11 protein-coding genes are annotated in these 16,449 nt (G+C 49.2%); 2 read left to right on the top strand and 9 right to left on the bottom strand.

Annotated elements, in window-relative coordinates:
* Positions 1-15: 15 nt before the first annotated feature.
* The 3 genes from HGT71_RS10950 to serC are packed head-to-tail and all read right to left on the bottom strand — an operon-like array spanning position 16 to position 4,119.
* A complete protein-coding gene (locus HGT71_RS10950; protein WP_338327778.1) occupies positions 16-1,638 on the bottom strand; it encodes a peptide ABC transporter substrate-binding protein in 1,623 nt (540 codons plus the stop codon).
* A 54-nt stretch (positions 1,639-1,692) separates the two neighbouring features.
* Positions 1,693-2,976: a 3-phosphoshikimate 1-carboxyvinyltransferase gene (aroA, locus tag HGT71_RS10945; protein ID WP_214217785.1), complete on the bottom strand. Its 1,284-nt coding sequence runs from the start codon at positions 2,974-2,976 to the stop codon at positions 1,693-1,695.
* A 57-nt stretch (positions 2,977-3,033) separates the two neighbouring features.
* Entirely contained in the window at positions 3,034-4,119 is a 1,086-nt protein-coding gene (gene serC / locus HGT71_RS10940) for a 3-phosphoserine/phosphohydroxythreonine transaminase (protein WP_214217784.1), read from the bottom strand.
* A gap of 194 nt (positions 4,120-4,313) precedes the next feature.
* On the opposite strand from serC, the gene ycaO reads away from it, so the two are divergent.
* Positions 4,314-6,074 (top strand): 30S ribosomal protein S12 methylthiotransferase accessory factor YcaO, encoded by a 1,761-nt coding sequence (ycaO, locus tag HGT71_RS10935; protein ID WP_214217783.1) that lies wholly within the window; start codon positions 4,314-4,316, stop codon positions 6,072-6,074.
* Between the two features lie 38 nt (positions 6,075-6,112).
* On the opposite strand, the gene HGT71_RS10930 is transcribed toward ycaO, so the two are convergent.
* The 6 genes from HGT71_RS10930 to lrp all read right to left on the bottom strand — a co-directional run bounded on the left by HGT71_RS10930 (position 6,113) and on the right by lrp (position 15,040).
* Positions 6,113-7,273 (bottom strand): MFS transporter, encoded by a 1,161-nt coding sequence (locus HGT71_RS10930; RefSeq protein ID WP_214217782.1) that lies wholly within the window; start codon positions 7,271-7,273, stop codon positions 6,113-6,115.
* A gap of 150 nt (positions 7,274-7,423) precedes the next feature.
* Positions 7,424-8,716 carry a serine--tRNA ligase gene (serS, locus tag HGT71_RS10925; protein WP_099822388.1) on the bottom strand — a complete coding sequence of 431 codons (1,293 nt, stop codon included), beginning with the start codon at positions 8,714-8,716 and terminating at the stop codon, positions 7,424-7,426.
* A gap of 75 nt (positions 8,717-8,791) precedes the next feature.
* Positions 8,792-10,141 carry a replication-associated recombination protein A gene (locus tag HGT71_RS10920; protein WP_214217781.1) on the bottom strand — a complete coding sequence of 450 codons (1,350 nt, stop codon included), beginning with the start codon at positions 10,139-10,141 and terminating at the stop codon, positions 8,792-8,794.
* Between the two features lie 16 nt (positions 10,142-10,157).
* Positions 10,158-10,769 carry an outer membrane lipoprotein periplasmic chaperone LolA gene (gene lolA / locus HGT71_RS10915; protein ID WP_214217843.1) on the bottom strand — a complete coding sequence of 204 codons (612 nt, stop codon included), beginning with the start codon at positions 10,767-10,769 and terminating at the stop codon, positions 10,158-10,160.
* A 161-nt stretch (positions 10,770-10,930) separates the two neighbouring features.
* Positions 10,931-14,434 (bottom strand): DNA translocase FtsK 4TM domain-containing protein, encoded by a 3,504-nt coding sequence (locus tag HGT71_RS10910; protein WP_244986496.1) that lies wholly within the window; start codon positions 14,432-14,434, stop codon positions 10,931-10,933.
* A gap of 111 nt (positions 14,435-14,545) precedes the next feature.
* The gene (lrp, locus tag HGT71_RS10905) at positions 14,546-15,040 is read right to left on the bottom strand and encodes a leucine-responsive transcriptional regulator Lrp (RefSeq protein ID WP_048911880.1); all 495 of its coding nucleotides are present in this window, start codon (positions 15,038-15,040) and stop codon (positions 14,546-14,548) included.
* 388 nt (positions 15,041-15,428) lie between these two features.
* Between lrp and trxB the strand changes: the two genes are divergently transcribed.
* Positions 15,429-16,394 carry a thioredoxin-disulfide reductase gene (gene trxB / locus HGT71_RS10900; RefSeq protein ID WP_214217832.1) on the top strand — a complete coding sequence of 322 codons (966 nt, stop codon included), beginning with the start codon at positions 15,429-15,431 and terminating at the stop codon, positions 16,392-16,394.
* The last annotated feature ends 55 nt before the right edge of the window (positions 16,395-16,449 follow it).

Genomic DNA, 16,449 nt, shown 5'->3' with positions numbered 1-16,449 from the left:
CCATGGCCTTTTTTATTAATGCTTACGGATATACATGTCTTGCGTTTTGTAGAAACCTAAACGACTCACCGACACTCCGCCTACCCAAGGTTTTACCAGTATATTTTGAACATAATAATATAACGGCACGGCTGGCACATCGTGACTTAAAATATCTAACGCTTGTTGATAATCTGCCTTAGCTTTAGCGGGATCTATTTCTGCCGCCGCCGCATTAACGAGCTTATCATAAGCAGCGTTAGTGTATTTGCCATCGTTCTGCGTGTTACCGGTCATAAAGTTATTCAAAAATGTCGGTGGCGCGTCATAATCCGCGAGCCAAGATTGACGGATCAGTTGGAAATCGCCGCTGTGTTGAGTCTGGATAAGCGTCTTCCACTCTTGATTACGCATCGTGATTTGCGCGCCCAAATTCTTTTTCCACATCGAGCTTAAGGCAATCGCAATCTTCAAATGATCTTGTGAGGTATTATAAAGCAACTCTGCTTTCAACGGCTTCTCGGCGCTAAACCCCGCTTCTGCTAATAATTTCTTCGCTTGGGCGATACGCTGAGCAGGCGTCCATTTTGCAATCTCAGTCGGTTGATAAGTCTCTCCGCCAATCTGTAAAGGCATCAGCGTCCACGCCGGTTTTTGCCCCATCCCTAAAATTTTATCCGTGATGATCGATTTGTCGACGGCTAAATTAAGCGCCATACGCACCCGCGGGTCGTTAAACGGCGGCTTATTCATATTGAACCAATATTCGTAGACGCCGAGCAGAGGCGTTTGTTTGATTTGCTCGGGGATCGCTTTTTTAATCTGTGCAAAATTAACAGTGGGAATAGTGTCGGTGATATCAATTTCACCACTTTGATAGCGATTCAAGGTCGCAGAAGGTTCCGCGATAGGCAGGTAAGTGACTTGATTAATAACGGTCGTCTTATTATTCCAGTAGTGTGGATTTCGGACAGAGACGAAGCGTTCGTTTATCACCCACTTATTCGGTTTAAACGCACCACTGACCACAATGTTGGCCGGTTGAGTCCATTGATCCCCGAATTGGGCAACAACCTTTTTATTTACCGGGAAAAAACTCGGTGAGGCTGCTGCCTGTAAAAACCACGACACGGGCTGAGAAAGTGTGACTTGGAAAGTCTGCGGGTCGATGGCTTTCACGCCTAATGCTGAAGGGGGAAGCTTACCACTCATCACCGCGTCAGCATTCAGCAGGTGCACGGCACTAATATAAGATTGATAAGGTGAAGCCGTTTTCGGATCGGCGAGTCTCTGCCAGCTATAGACCAGATCGTCGGCGGTAATCGGTTGACCATTAGACCATGTAAGCCCTGGGCGTAGATGGAAAGTCCATACTTTATTATCTTGATTGTCCCACTTCTCCGCTAACTCTGGATGCACCTTCCCTTCGCTGTCTAAAGCCACAACGCCCGCAAAGCTATCAAGAATAATATTAAACGCTTCGTTGCTCTCAGCCAGTTGCGGATCGAGCGTCGCAGGATCCGAACCATTCCCCCGTGTAATCTGTTGCTGATCGGCGAGTGTCGTCCCCGCTGGCACAACCGCCGCGTCGGTCATCGTCAGCGTACCCAGTCCTAGTAGTGCCATGATTGACATAGAGAGCATTTTACGTTGCATCATTAACCTCATCACCTGTAAGCAAAAAAAAGCGAGCTTAAACGCTCGCTTGAATAATTATGAGAACTGGCTGATCGACTTGAGTCGGTCAAAATAATCAGGGAATGTCTTCGCCGTACAACCTGGATCGAGAATCGTCACCGGCGTATCGGAGAGTGCCACCAAGGAGAAGCACATTGCCATGCGATGGTCGTTATAGGTCCCGATTTCAGCATGGTGTAACTGACTTGGCGGAGTGATAGTGATGTAATCCTCACCTTCAATAACTTCTGCCCCGACCTTACGCAATTCTGTCGCCATCGCAAACAAACGGTCAGTCTCTTTCACCCGCCAGTTATAGATATTGGTCATAGTGGTGGTACCTTGCGCAAACAGCGCGGCGGTAGCAATTGTCATGGCTGCATCGGGGATATGATTCATATCCATCGTCACCGCCTTAAGGGGCGCGCCGGTGCAAGCAATAAAGTCATCACCCCATTCGACGGTTGCACCCATTTTCTCAAGCACCTCGGCGAACTTCACATCACCCTGCACACTGTTACGGCCAATACCGGTAACTTTGACCGTTCCACCACGAATTGCGGCAGCTGCTAAGAAATAGGAGGCCGAAGAGGCATCACCCTCTACCAAAATTTCACCCGGCGCTTGGTACTGTTGTTGACCTTGTACGATAAAGCGTTGGTAATCTTGGTTCTCGACAGTTACACCGAATGAAGCCATTAAATCGAGCGTAATATCAATATAGGGTTTGGAGACCAACTCCCCCTTGATGGTAATCACCGTTTCACCTTGGGTTAACGGGGCTGCCATAAGAAGTGAGGTCAGAAACTGGCTGGATACCGATCCATCAACACTAAGGTTACCGCCCTTGAAACCGCCCTGCAGGCGGATAGGTGGGTAGTGTTCATTTTCTAAATAAGAGATTGTCGCGCCGCCTTCCCGCAGGGCATCGACCAAATGACCGATAGGTCGCTCTTTCATTCTTGGCTCGCCGGTTAACACTATGTCGTTTTCGGCGAGAGAAAGCGCTGCAGCCAGAGGACGAATAGCCGTACCCGCATTACCTAGAAACAGTTCCAGTGGTTCACGACTTTGTAGTGGACCGCCGATGCCCGTCAGGGTACAGACGGTTCGATCGTCTGAAAGCTGATATTCCACCCCCAGTGCGGTTAAAGCCGTGAGCATATGACGGATATCGTCACTGTCCAGCAAGTTAGTTAACCGTGTCGTGCCCTGTGCCATCGCAGCCAATAGCAGTGCACGGTTGGAAACGCTCTTAGAACCTGGAAGGTTTACTGTCCCGCTAACGTGGGAGATAGGTTGTAAAGTCAAAGATTGCATTAAAATACTCATATAACCACTTTCCCCGCTAATGCGAAGAAAGTGTGATGGTGAAAATTAACCGTGGCGCTGTGCGAAGTCTTGCATAAAGGTCGTCAACGCTTGAACACCTTCTAGCGGCATTGCATTATAAATCGATGCGCGCATTCCGCCGACAGCACGGTGTCCTTTTAGCGCATGCAAGCCCGCGGCGAGGGACTCATCTAAGAATAATTTATCGAGCGTCGCATCAGCCAATTGGAAAGGCACGTTCATTTTAGAACGGTTACGCGCAATCACATTGTTACGGTAGAAATCGCTGCGATCAATGGTGTCATAAAGCAAATCAGCCTTAGCTTGGTTTTGCTTGGCCATCGCCTCAATACCGCCCTGCGCTTTAAGCCACTTGAAAACCAGACCTGATAAATACCAAGCAAAAGTCGGCGGGGTATTAAACATCGAATCGTTGTCCGCTAAGGTTTTAAAGTCTAAAACCGACGGGAACTGCTGAAGGGTTTTACCTAACAGATCTTCACGCACAATCACGAGGGTTAAGCCTGCTGGGCCGATATTTTTTTGCGCGCCTGCATAGATAACGCCATAGCGGCTGATATCGAGAGGACGAGAAAGAATGGTCGATGAGAGGTCAGCAACCACGACACGATCGCCAAAATCGGGTTCTTCATCGATTGCGGTACCGTCGATAGTTTCATTCGGGCAGTAGTGTACATAGGCTGATTGATCCGATAACTGCCATTGACTCATTGGCAGTAAGGCGACCTTACCATTTTCCGTGGTTTTGATATCGATAACATTTGGGGTGCAGAATTTCTCAGCTTCATTGATCGCACTGTGCGCCCAATAGCCCCCATCGATATAATCCACCTGTTGGGCTGAACCTAACAAATTAGCGGGGATAGCCGCAAATTGTGCCCGCGCTCCGCCCTGACAAAATAAGACTTTATAGTTAGCAGGAATGGAAAGTAAGTCACGAAGATCTTGTTCTGCTGTCTCGGCAACAGCAATAAATTCTTTACTGCGGTGGCTGATTTCCATTACTGAGGTTCCCAGCCCCTGCCAATCGAGCAGTTCTGTTTGAACTTGTTCTAACACTGCTTTTGGTAACATAGCGGGACCGGAACTAAAATTGAACACCTGCGTCATTGACCTTCACCCTTTATTATTCTGTCAAAGAATTTGTGCTGAGCCTTCGGTTTTATCACTGCCAGATTATTGCTGCAATAGATAATCTCTCCTAGGACAAAGATTGCTGGAAAAGCCTGCACAACGATAGCCGCTCGCGGCGAAAAAACGTATGATAGCCGCTATCATTTGTAGATTAACCAGAGAGCGCCACCATGACGCAAACCTTTATTCCCGGCAAAGACGCCGCCCTTGAAGATTCAATCAGTCGTTTTCAAGATAAACTCCAGCAGCTTGGCTTCACTATCGAAGAAGCTTCGTGGCTTAACCCTGTTCCTAACGTCTGGTCAGTACACGTCCGCGATAAAGATTGCGCGTTATGCTTTACCAACGGTAAAGGAGCAACCAAGAAGGCGGCATTGGCGTCTGCGCTAGGCGAGTATTTCGAGCGTTTATCGACCAACTATTTCTTTGCTGACTTCTGGCTCGGTGATGAAGTAGCGAACGGTCCTTTTGTCCACTATCCAAATGAAAAGTGGTTCCCGTTAAGCAGTGATGATTCGCTACCGGAGGGTATCCTTGATACTCGCTTGCGTGAATTTTACGATCCTGAAAATGAGCTCAGTGGTTCAGACTTGATTGATCTGCAATCCGGCAATCATGAGCGCGGTATTTGTGCCCTTCCTTTTACTCGCCAATCTGATCTGCAGACTGTTTATATTCCTATGAACATTATTGGCAATCTTTATGTCTCTAATGGTATGTCTGCCGGTAACACCGCCAATGAGGCACGCGTCCAAGGATTATCTGAAGTCTTTGAGCGCTATGTGAAGAATAAAATTATCGCCGAATCGATTAGCCTGCCTGAAATTCCGGCTGACGTGCTCGCACGCTATCCTAACGTGACCGAAGCCATTGCCCGTCTCGAGGCGGAAGGCTTTCCAATCCTGTCTTACGATGCATCATTAGGCGGTCAATACCCGGTGATCTGTGTCGTACTCTTCAATCCGAGCAATGGCACCTGCTTCGCCTCCTTTGGTGCACATCCAGATTTTGGTGTCGCCTTAGAACGTACCGTGACCGAGCTGCTACAAGGCCGAGGCTTAAAAGATCTCGACGTCTTTACCCCCCCAACCTTCGATGATGAAGAAGTGGCAGAACATACTAACCTCGAAACCCACTTTATCGATTCAAGTGGTTTAATTTCTTGGGATATGTTTAAAGATGGTGCCGATTATCCGTTTGTCGATTGGTCGTTCTCGGGTTCGACCGAGCAAGAATTCTCGACGTTAATGACGATTTTCCAACAGGTCCAGCAAGAAGTGTATATCGCCGACTACGAGCACCTGGGTGTCTATGCCTGCCGTATCATCGTGCCAGGTATGTCAGATATCTACCCTGCCGAAGACCTGTTGTTAGCCAACAATAATATGGGTGCCGATTTACGCCAAATCATCCTGTCATTGCCTGGCTCTGAATGGGAACCGGAAGAGTACTTAGAACTTATTTCTACACTGGACGACCACGGTCTAGATGACTTTACCCGCGTACGTGAACTGTTAGGGATTGCTACCGGTAAAGATAACGGCTGGTCTACGCTACGAGTGGGCGAATTAAAATCGATGCTAGCTTTAGCTGGCGGTGATATTGATCAAGCACTCACCTGGGCGGAATGGACGATCGAATTCAATGGTTCGGTATTCAGTGCTGAACGTGCGAATTACTATCGTTGCCTACAGACCCTGTTACTGCTGGCTTTGGAAGATGATCGCCACGCTGTCGACTACCTTAACGCCTTCAACAAAATGTACGGTGTAGAAACCGTCGAAGCCGCCTCAGCCGCCGTAAGCGGTGAAGCGCCGTTTTATGGATTACAAGCTGTCGATGCAGCATTGACGGCGTTCCCTGCGCATCAATCATTGTTAGCGGCTTACGAAAAGTTACAAGCCGCCAAACGCCAACACGCGCAAGGCTAACCCGCTAAAAAGAATAAGGCCTCAAATGAGGCCTTTTTTTATGCGTGAGCGATGGGCGTCGCTTGCTGATCGGTTTTTCGCAGCAGCATCATCAGATAAACGAATGAGACGATGGCAATCATCACAAACAAGATATTATCTGACCACGTCTCCATCAGTAATGAAGTGATTGCCGGGCCCGCGAGACTGCCCGCGGTATAACTCAGCAGTAATGCCTGATTCATCGGAATAAGCTCACTCTTACTCACCTTTTCACAAGCCCACGCCATTGCCACCGGGTACAGGGTAAATCCTGCACTGCCAAGAATAAATAATCCAGCGACCAAGGAGGTATTCATCAACATGGCAATTGCCGCCAGAATCACCACAAATACTTGTACACGCAAGACCAATAACCGTCCGTAACGGTCGGCTAATTTCCCTAATGGCCACTGCGCGATAATCCCAGCACTGATGAGTAGCGCCATCCAGTAGCCAACATTACTGTCGCTCATACCCTTATGGGAAAGATAGAGTGGCATTAGCCCATAAAGTGATCCCAACACCACACCAGAGATAATGCAGCCATTGATCCCTAAACGAGATTGACGGCGGAAAAACATCTTCATGACACCCGGTTGTTTTGGTGTCTCCAGTGCCTCTTCCGCTTCGCCTGCGGTCACCGCGACAAATAACAACGGAAGAATCGCGAGCATCATCAGGGTGACTAATGCTGGAACCAGTGCGGTAACCGAGAGTGGCATTGCACTGATAAAGAGCTGACCCAGTACCGTCCCGAGATAATAGACAATCATATACGCGGCAAGCAGACGCCCACGGTTGGATAGCGTACCAGAGCAGAGTAATGCGCTCTCCACTATCACCCAGAGCAAGGCACAGCCATTGCCAGCAATGAAACGCCAAAATGCCCAGCTCTCGAAAGAGTGACTGAAGACGAGGACTAAGGTTGCTATCGCGAAAATCGCAGTGGCTAAGTAGTAGCTACGGTTAAACCCCAAACGATTGATCAATTTCCCCGCAAAGAGCGTCCCAGTAAGATTACCAGTAAAAAAAGCTGAGCTGATTAATCCGATTTGCAAGGTTGACCATGACTCATGGGAGAGCCAAAGCGGGATCTGTGTATTGAGCACAGCAATACACACCGTTAAAAGTAGCAAGCCACTTAATAGCAGAATAACTGGACGTGATAGCGCCGACATGATGGTTGGGATAACTCAGAAGAATAAAAGTGAGCGAATAATGGCAGGGATTACGGCAAAGTCAATTGAGGGAAAGTGTCGAAGGCACTTTTTGTTTCGGCATAAAAAAAGCCCCACCGTAACGGGTGGAGCTTCTTATACAGCGACAGGTTAGCCGATAAACTCAAGTCCCTTCATATAAGGTTTTAACACCTCAGGAACTTGGATTCGACCGTCTGCAAGTTGGTAGTTTTCCAACACCGCAACTAGTGTACGTCCCACCGCTAAGCCAGAACCATTTAGGGTATGGACTAAGCGCGTTTTACGGTCGCTCTTTGAGCGACAACGGGCTTGCATACGACGCGCTTGGAAGTCTCCCATGTTTGAGCAAGAAGAGATTTCACGGTACGTTTCTTGAGCCGGTAACCACACTTCCAAATCATAGGTCTTACAGGCACTAAAACCGATATCGCCAGTACACAGCAGTACTTTACGATAAGGAAGTTCTAATAGCTGTAATACTTTCTCAGCATGACCCGTTAACGACTCTAATGCATCCATTGACTGTTCAGGCGCAACGACTTGGACCATTTCGACTTTATCAAACTGGTGCATACGAATTAATCCGCGAGTGTCGCGGCCATAAGAACCGGCTTCTGAACGGAAGCATGGCGTATGAGCAGTATATTTAAGCGGTAAGGCATCTTCGTCGATGATCTCGTCACGAACCAGATTCGTTACCGGCACTTCAGCCGTGGGGATAAGCGCATATTGGCTATTGCCAGCTTCTTCATCCAATGGACGGGTGTGGAAGAGATCGTTACCAAATTTAGGCAATTGCCCGGTACCAAACAGCGAGTCGTGGTTAACAAGGTAAGGAACGTAGAGTTCAGTATAGTCATGTTGTTCAGTGTGAAGATCCAACATAAATTGCGCCAACGCACGATGCATTTTCGCAATCTGTCCCTTCAGCACCACAAAGCGTGAACCTGTTAATTTCACTGCAGAAGCGAAGTCGATCCCCCCACTTAGCTCACCCAGATCGACGTGATCTTTAACGCTGAAATCGTATTGCTTAGGCGTGCCCCAGCGTAATACCTCTAGATTTTCAGTGTCATCTTTACCGTCTGGAACAACATCATCTGGGATATTCGGTAGGGTCAATGCGAGTTGACGAATGTCGTTGAGTAGCGTGTCCAGATCGGCTTTAGCCTGATCCAGCTTCTCACCCAATCTGTTCACTTCTTGACGCAATGGCTCGATATCTTCCCCACGTGCTTTTGCTTGACCGATCGATTTCGATCGCGCATTACGCTCGGCTTGTAACGTTTCCGTTTCAACTTGTAGCACTTTACGACGTTCTTCGAGCGCACGTAGCGTTTCGACATCTAAAGTAAATCCTCGGCGTGCCAGTTTTTCTGCAACTGCGTCTGGCTCATTACGCAACAGATTGGGATCGAGCATGCTAATCCTGTTTTATGTAAGTGGAAAAAACTTGTCGTGGTAAACGACGACGATAAGTATCAGATTACCGGAATGTTAATTGCTGCGGTAGCGTTTTGTCGGACTATTATGATCCTGTTCAGTAAGCCAGGCGAGTTTTTCAGCAATTTTCGCTTCTAATCCCCGAGAGGTAGGCTGATAGTACCGTTTGTCTGCCATTTCTGGCGGAAAATAGTTCTCACCTGCCGCGTAGGCGTGGGGTTCATCGTGAGCGTAACGATACTCTTTTTTTAGCCCCATCTCTTTCATTAACGCCGTTGGCGCATTACGCAGATGGTCAGGCACGTCGTAGTCTGGCGAATGACGAGCATCGTGCATCGCTTGATTAAAGGCGTTATAGACGGCATTACTTTTCGGTGCACAGGCCAAATAAACCAGCGCTTGGGCGATTGCCCTTTCCCCTTCGGCGGGTCCGACACGGGTATAACAATCCCAGGCCGCTATGGCCACTTGCATCCCACGTGGGTCGGCATTACCGACATCCTCAGACGCAATCGCTAACAGGCGGCGAGCCACATAAAGCGGGTCACCGCCAGCCGTGATGATACGGGCATACCAGTACAGCGCTGCGTCCGGTGACGATCCGCGCACGGACTTATGCACGGCAGAAATAAGATCATAGAAACGGTCACCCTTATTATCAAACCGCGCGCTGCGCTCGCCCGCAATCTCCGTGAGGAGTTCCGGCGTGAGCAGTCGCTGACCTTGCGATGATTCTTCGGCCATATCTGCCATCATCTCTAAGGTATTAAGTGCGCGACGCGCATCGCCATTGACGAGCTCTGCTATCATCTTTCGGGTGGCATCAGGCAAGTAAAGATTTTGTCCCGCCAAGCCACGTTCAGAGTCTGCCATCGCTTGATCGAGAATGGCTTCAACGTCTGCAAGCGTCAGCGATTTCAGTAAATAAACCCGCGCGCGCGACAACAATGCCGAATTTAATTCGAACGAGGGATTCTCCGTGGTCGCGCCAATAAAGGTGATGGTACCATCTTCAATATGCGGGAGAAACGCATCCTGTTGGCTTTTGTTAAAGCGGTGGACCTCGTCAACAAAGAGAATGGTACGCTGGCCGGATTGGCGATTAATACGGGCGAGTTCGATCGCCTCACGGATTTCCTTGATACCAGAAGTCACCGCTGAAACTCGCGAAACCTGCGCCTGCGCGTAAAACGCCATAATCTCCGCCAGCGTAGTCTTCCCAGTACCGGGCGGGCCCCAGAGGATCATCGAATGCAGCTGACCTGCTTTGATAGCTTTCGCTAAGGGTTTACCGGGAGCAAGGAGGTGCTGCTGTCCCACATAGTCATCAAGCGTGGTGGGACGCATTCGTGCCGCCAGAGGTTGAAATTCAGCAGGCGCAAAATCTAACGATAAATTACTCACGGTAAACCTTACTTATTTATTGACGTTGATCGTCCACCGTCACACCTTTCGGTGGCGTGAACTGGAATTTAGCTGCATCGATAGCGCCATTTTTTTGGCTTTTCAGTTGGTAGTTACTGCGTTGACCATCTTGTTCGATCGCGCTGAACTGATTGATTGTCCCTTCTGGTGTCACATCAATACTGAATTGTTTCAGATTGCCGCCACCATTTTTAGGCGTTAATGCAAAGTGGTCGCCCTGCTGGGTCACATTATAGTTTTTCCAATCGGAACGTTGGTTACGGGCAATAAGCATAAACGGTGTATTGCTGGTCGCATTTTTTAGCCAGGTTGCACTGACTTGTTCAACGAAAGGATTATAAAACCAGAGCGTTTTACCATCGGAGATGATAGTGCTTTCATCGGGTGCTGTCATATGCCAGTTAAAAAGACTGGGACGCTTCACCCATAATTCGCCTTGTCCTTGTTGCACGTTTGCACCCGAACCGTCGGTGACGGTTTGGGTAAAGCTTGCATGAAAGCTATTCACTTTATTAAGTCGTGATTGCAGCGCCGCAGCATCATCGGCAAAAGCCTGTGCAGAAAGTAAACCCGCGATTAATCCTGTGGCAACGATCATCTTTTTCATCATTGATAATTCCTTATAAATTCTTGCTCGAGGTTGAAGAACTGTAGCCACTACTTAGCCGATCGAACAGCAGAATGGGTGTAAAGTTGATATGGGGGCACTCTTTGCATAAACAATAGGCCAGAGTTAACTCTGGCCTATTTCTTAACACGAGTGCGTGATTACCTCTCGTGAGGAGGGGGTGAGAGAACCTCTCGGTTACCGTTATTGCCTGGCTCAGAGACAATCCCCTGCGCTTCCATCTGCTCGATAATCCGCGCCGCCCGGTTATAACCAATACGGAATTGACGCTGAACGCCTGAGATAGAGGCACGACGTTTTTCCACCACAAAGGCTACTGCTTGGTCAAACAGCGGATCGAGATCCTCGCCATTACCGTCGAGTCCCCCTGCGCCGTTTTCACTCTCATCCCCTGCAGTGATACTGTCGATATATTGCGGACGACCACGCGCTTTCCAATCTTGAACCACGGCATGCACTTCTTGGTCACGGACGAAGGCACCATGAACCCGCACTGGCATGGATGAGTTTGGCGGCATATAAAGCATATCCCCCATTCCAAGCAAGGACTCAGCACCGCCTTGATCAAGGATAGTCCGGGAATCGATCTTGCTCGACACCGTAAAGGCGATACGTGTCGGGATGTTGGCCTTAATCAAACCTGTGATGACATCCACCGATGGCCGCTGTGTCGCCAGAACCAAGTGTATACCGGCCGCACGTGCTTTTTGAGCAAGACGGGCGATGAGCTCTTCAACTTTTTTACCCACTGCCATCATTAGGTCGGCAAATTCGTCGACCATCACGACGATATAAGGCAGTTTCTCCAGTACTGGCGGCTGGGTATCCATACTGTCACCCGGCTTCCAGAATGGATCAGGGATAGGTCGTCCCATGGCTTCCGCTTGTTCAATCTTCTCGTTGTAGCCCGCTAGGTTACGAACACCCAGCGCCGACATTAATTTATAGCGACGCTCCATCTCCATCACGCTCCAACGCAAGGCGTTGGCAGCATCTTTCATGTCTGTCACTACTTCGGTTAACAGATGCGGGATCCCTTCGTAGACCGATAACTCCAACATTTTCGGGTCGATCATGATAAAGCGCACTTCGTCTGGCGTAGCTTTATACAAGATACTGAGGATCATTGCGTTAACACCGACAGATTTACCCGAACCGGTCGTACCGGCGACCAGTAAGTGCGGCATTTTACCCAGATCAGCCACCACCGGATCCCCCGAGATGTCTTTACCGAGTACCACACTCAATGGCGATGGATTGTCTCGGAATGCTGGGCAATCGAGGACTTCGCGAAGATAAACGGTTTGACGATGCTGGTTGGGTAGTTCAAGGCCAACATAAGGTTTACCTGGGATAACTTCGACCACCCGCACTGCGATAGCCGAAAGCGAACGCGCGAGGTCACGGGAAAGGTTAGAAATACGCGCGGCTTTCACTCCTGGTGCAAGGTCTAGCTCGAAGCGCGTAATCACCGGCCCTGGTGAAATTCCCACAACGTCGGCTTTAATACGGAAATCCGCAAGCCGTGCTTCCACCAGCTGCCCTGTTTGCTCTAATGCGAACATATCGACGGGCTCTTCTTCAGCTGGCGGAGCGGTCAATAAATCCAGTGTCGGCAGCGGTGTCGTCGGTTTGGCTAAAGGCTGCTCATGTCTCACCAAGAATGGGTGGAATAAGCTATCTTTTGCCGTATTTTGGCTTTCAACTTCTTCGTGGGTTTCCGCGGTCGGCGTTGGCTCAACCGCAGCACTGTAAACCGGCGCCGCCGATTCAGGCTGAGCAGGAGTTGTCGGCTCGGAAGGCGTAATAGTAAACAGCGGCTCACTCGGTGACTCCGTGACTAACTCTTCCATCGGCGAGAAACTGAAATCGGCTAGGTCGACGAGCGGTGATTTTTGCACCGTATCAACGGTATTAGGTTGCTCGTAACGCTGTTGTTGCGCCGCATGGAACTGACGAGCCAGCTCTTCTTGCTCTGCCTGCTCTTCAGGATCTGGCTCAGTAATATCGGTAGCCTCAACCTCTGCATAGCGTTGCTCTTGCTGTGCTGAAAATTGTGCGGCAAGTTCAGCGTTATGCTGGGCCTGCTCATCATCAATACTCTCTTCCTGATGCGTCGCGGTTTCGCGTTGACGAAGTTCCTCTTCAGCTTGTCGTTGCGAGGGCAGTTTAATGCCATAAGAAGCCAACTCGCGGCGCGTAGGGATACGCACAGGATTAGGACGAGGTAACTCCGGACCTATCCCCTGCTTAACCTGAGCGTTATTCCCCGACTCTTTAAGTTTCTGACCGGATAAATCTGGTGTCGTTAATTTTCCCATGCTCGCCGCTGCGGCAAAGGGCGATAAAGGTTTAGCGCTCGCTGCTGCTGTGGCGGCCGTCGCTGCAGTAGCCGTTACAGGGCTTGCCGACGTTGAAGAAGGTGGTGTCGGCGCTCGCTCAGGGTAACTGACCTGCGGCGTAACCGCCTCATTCTGCGTGGTGTGTTGCGAGCGAGGCTGATATTCGCGGCTTTCTGCTGGGATCTCAAAGTGGTATACCGGTTGAGATAAGGGTTCTGGAACAGAAACCGTATGCTCTGGCATCTGCGCCGGAGGGACGGCAGCGTCAACCCCTGACGTATCTGGGGTGACTGGCATTGTTGGCTGTGCCATCTCCGTGGCGGGTAGTACCGCAACGTCCTCTACCTTGGCAGACTGGTCAATGGCCGCTGGCGTAAACGCCACCGGTTGGCTTGCTAAAGGGTCAGGCGTAGCCGCAGGCGATACTGTATTCGGTTGGTAATCTAATAATGGATCATAATCCAATAGCGGATCATACTCTTCCTGCGCAACAGCCGTTGGGGCCTGCGGACGAGGAGCCAGTAATGGGTCGTCATGATCGGCAGCCGATGCAGTAGAGGCGTGTTTATTGGCAAAGCGGCGGAACACACTGCGGTTGGCTTTTGGGACTGGAGTCTGCGCTGAATCAGGAGTTTCGACAGTAGGCTGCTCGAACTCTTCTTCTTCATCCCAGTACTCTTCTTCGCGGCGATGGCTAGCAAAGGTCACGATACGCATTACCGTGTTACCGATTTTCTCGGCAATCGTTAGCCAAGACCAGCCAGTATAAAGCGTAATACCCGCAGCCCAGATGAAAAGCAGAATCAGCGTACCTAAGGCTGGCGCAAAATACTGCGACATAGCACTGCTTACGAGACTCCCGATAACGCCACCTGAAGCAAAGTACCAGATATCATCGGCGTTGAGCGAGGCTAGACCACAGGTCGTTACCACGAGGCTTAACACACCGATCAGACGTAAACCAATGGCGAAAAAGTCGATGTAATGCTGCTCTTTAAAGCGGTAGCGATGCGCAATCCAACATAACCCGAGGATAACGACAGGGATAGCATAAGCCATCATCCCAAAGATGAAGAGCAAAGTATCCGCCAGCCAGGCACCGATTCCACCGCCCAAATTATGGATAGGTTCGTGCCAAGCCGTTTGCGACCAACTTGGATCAGAAGGGTTAAAACTCACTAATGAGATCATCAAATAGACGGCAAACAGCGCAACCAGAATCAATAACGCTTCCAGTAAACGACGTCCGCTACTCATAGGGGTTAAAGCAATATCTTTATCTTCAATGTATTCCTGGCTCAAGAGTACTCTCCAGGTGCCTGTCTAGGGAGGAAGGAACAACGCCTAATACGCTGTTCCTGTATGCATTTACAGGAGTGTACCGAAAAAATTCAGCCTTTGCACCTGTCAGATTTAGCGAGTTTTGATCACTAAACGATTACTTTGCTTAACTTCTTCCATGACAACGTAGGTTCTGGTGTCGTTCACGCCAGGTAATCTTAACAGTGTTTCGCCAAGCAGTTTACGGTAGGCAGACATATCAGGGACGCGGGTTTTAAGGAGATAATCAAAATCGCCAGAGACTAAATGACACTCTTGGGTTTCTTCTAACTTCTGTACGGCAGCATTGAACTGTTCGAAAACATCCGGCGCTCCACGATTCAGAGTTATCTCAACAAAAACGAGTAGAGAAGCATCCAAATAATGCGGGTTCAATAGCGCGGTATATCCCAAGATGAAACCTTGACGCTCCAGACGACGAACGCGTTCTAAGCAAGGTGTAGGCGATAAGCCGACTCGCTTTGACAGTTCTACGTTAGAAATTCGCCCATCCTTCTGTAATTCATTAAGTATATTGCGATCGATACGATCGAGGTCCTTACTAGGACGCTTTTTGTTATCTACCATTTTTGATTATCTCTTTTATTCCGAGCTTCAATGCAAAGCCCGCCCCTGTGCCCGGGGATTGTTTGGCCCGCTTATGTTGTGTCGTAGCTTATTGCCGTTATGCTGAAGCGATTAACGGCTTCCCCTGTTTTCGCAAAACAATAGCGGATTGTCAAAGCAAAACATCTTTTTTCAGTACAACATTCGGTATTTTTTTTATTTTTATCCGTGAGGTATGATTATTCTAGAAAAAAAAACCGGTTTTAGCGGGTTTTGACCCCAATTACATCAGAATTTTCCGCTGAGATACCGCTTACCTATTGCAGTAATAGAGAACAACATTAGCTGATGCTTTTTTTCATGAAGAAGTTTCCCTACAATCAACAAAATTATGATTTAACACTGAGGAATAAAAATGGCCAAACACAGCAAACTCTTAATCCTAGGATCAGGTCCTGCGGGTTATACCGCTGCGGTCTATGCTGCACGTGCCAACCTTAACCCCGTTCTGATTACTGGGGTAGAAAAAGGCGGACAACTGACCACGACGACGGAAGTCGAAAACTGGCCGGGGGATGCCAACGATCTGACAGGTCCTCTCCTCATGGACCGCATGCACGAACATGCCGTTAAATTCAATACCGAAATTGTGCTCGATCACATCAACCGTGTCGATTTACAACAGCGCCCATTCCGTCTTTTTGGCGACAGCGAAGAGTACACCGCTGACGCGCTTATCATCGCGACAGGTGCTTCGGCACGTTATATCGGCTTGCCATCTGAAGAGGCATTTAAAGGGCGTGGCGTTTCCGCCTGTGCGACCTGTGATGGTTTCTTCTATCGTAAGCAGAAAGTTGCGGTGGTGGGTGGCGGGAATACTGCCGTCGAAGAGGCGCTCTATCTATCAAATATCGCTGCAGAAGTTCACCTCATTCACCGCCGGGATAATTTCCGGGCAGAGAAGATACTGATTGACCGGCTGATGGATAAAGTGAGCAGCGGCAACATCATCCTGCATACCGACCGTACCTTAGACGAAGTGGTCGGTAACGAGATGGGGGTAACCGGCGTAAAACTGAAGTCGACTCATGATGGTAGTATTGATGAGTTAGCGGTAGCAGGTGTGTTTATCGCGATTGGCCATAAACCAAATACGGCGATTTTCGCAGAGCAGCTGACTCTTCAAGATGGCTATATCGTGGTGCAATCAGGCCTAGCCGGTAACGCAACACAAACCAGCATTCCTGGCGTGTTCGCCGCAGGGGATGTGATGGATCATAACTACCGTCAGGCAATCACCTCTGCAGGCACCGGCTGCATGGCAGCCCTCGATGCTGAACGCTATTTAGATGGATTAGTTAGCGAAAATAACTAATTTGTTAATTGTATGATCTAGATTAATCCCGGCGACAGGTTATCTGTCGCCTTTT

Source organism: Rosenbergiella epipactidis, from assembly GCF_018494055.1.
GTDB lineage: Bacteria > Pseudomonadota > Gammaproteobacteria > Enterobacterales > Enterobacteriaceae > Rosenbergiella > Rosenbergiella epipactidis.
The sequence above is the reverse complement of the archived record's forward strand: the minus strand, read 5'-3'. Positions and strand labels throughout refer to the sequence as shown.

What these genes read in the sequence shown, in the direction of transcription:
- HGT71_RS10950 (WP_338327778.1), bottom strand. Translation starts at nt 1,638, where the DNA reads ATGATGCAACGTAAAATGCTCTCTATGTCAATCATGGCACTACTAGGA.
- aroA (WP_214217785.1), bottom strand. Translation starts at nt 2,976, where the DNA reads ATGCAATCTTTGACTTTACAACCTATCTCCCACGTTAGCGGGACAGTA.
- serC (WP_214217784.1), bottom strand. Translation starts at nt 4,119, where the DNA reads ATGACGCAGGTGTTCAATTTTAGTTCCGGTCCCGCTATGTTACCAAAA.
- ycaO (WP_214217783.1), top strand. Translation starts at nt 4,314, where the DNA reads ATGACGCAAACCTTTATTCCCGGCAAAGACGCCGCCCTTGAAGATTCA.
- HGT71_RS10930 (WP_214217782.1), bottom strand. Translation starts at nt 7,273, where the DNA reads ATGTCGGCGCTATCACGTCCAGTTATTCTGCTATTAAGTGGCTTGCTA.
- serS (WP_099822388.1), bottom strand. Translation starts at nt 8,716, where the DNA reads ATGCTCGATCCCAATCTGTTGCGTAATGAGCCAGACGCAGTTGCAGAA.
- lolA (WP_214217843.1), bottom strand. Translation starts at nt 10,769, where the DNA reads ATGAAAAAGATGATCGTTGCCACAGGATTAATCGCGGGTTTACTTTCT.
- lrp (WP_048911880.1), bottom strand. Translation starts at nt 15,040, where the DNA reads ATGGTAGATAACAAAAAGCGTCCTAGTAAGGACCTCGATCGTATCGAT.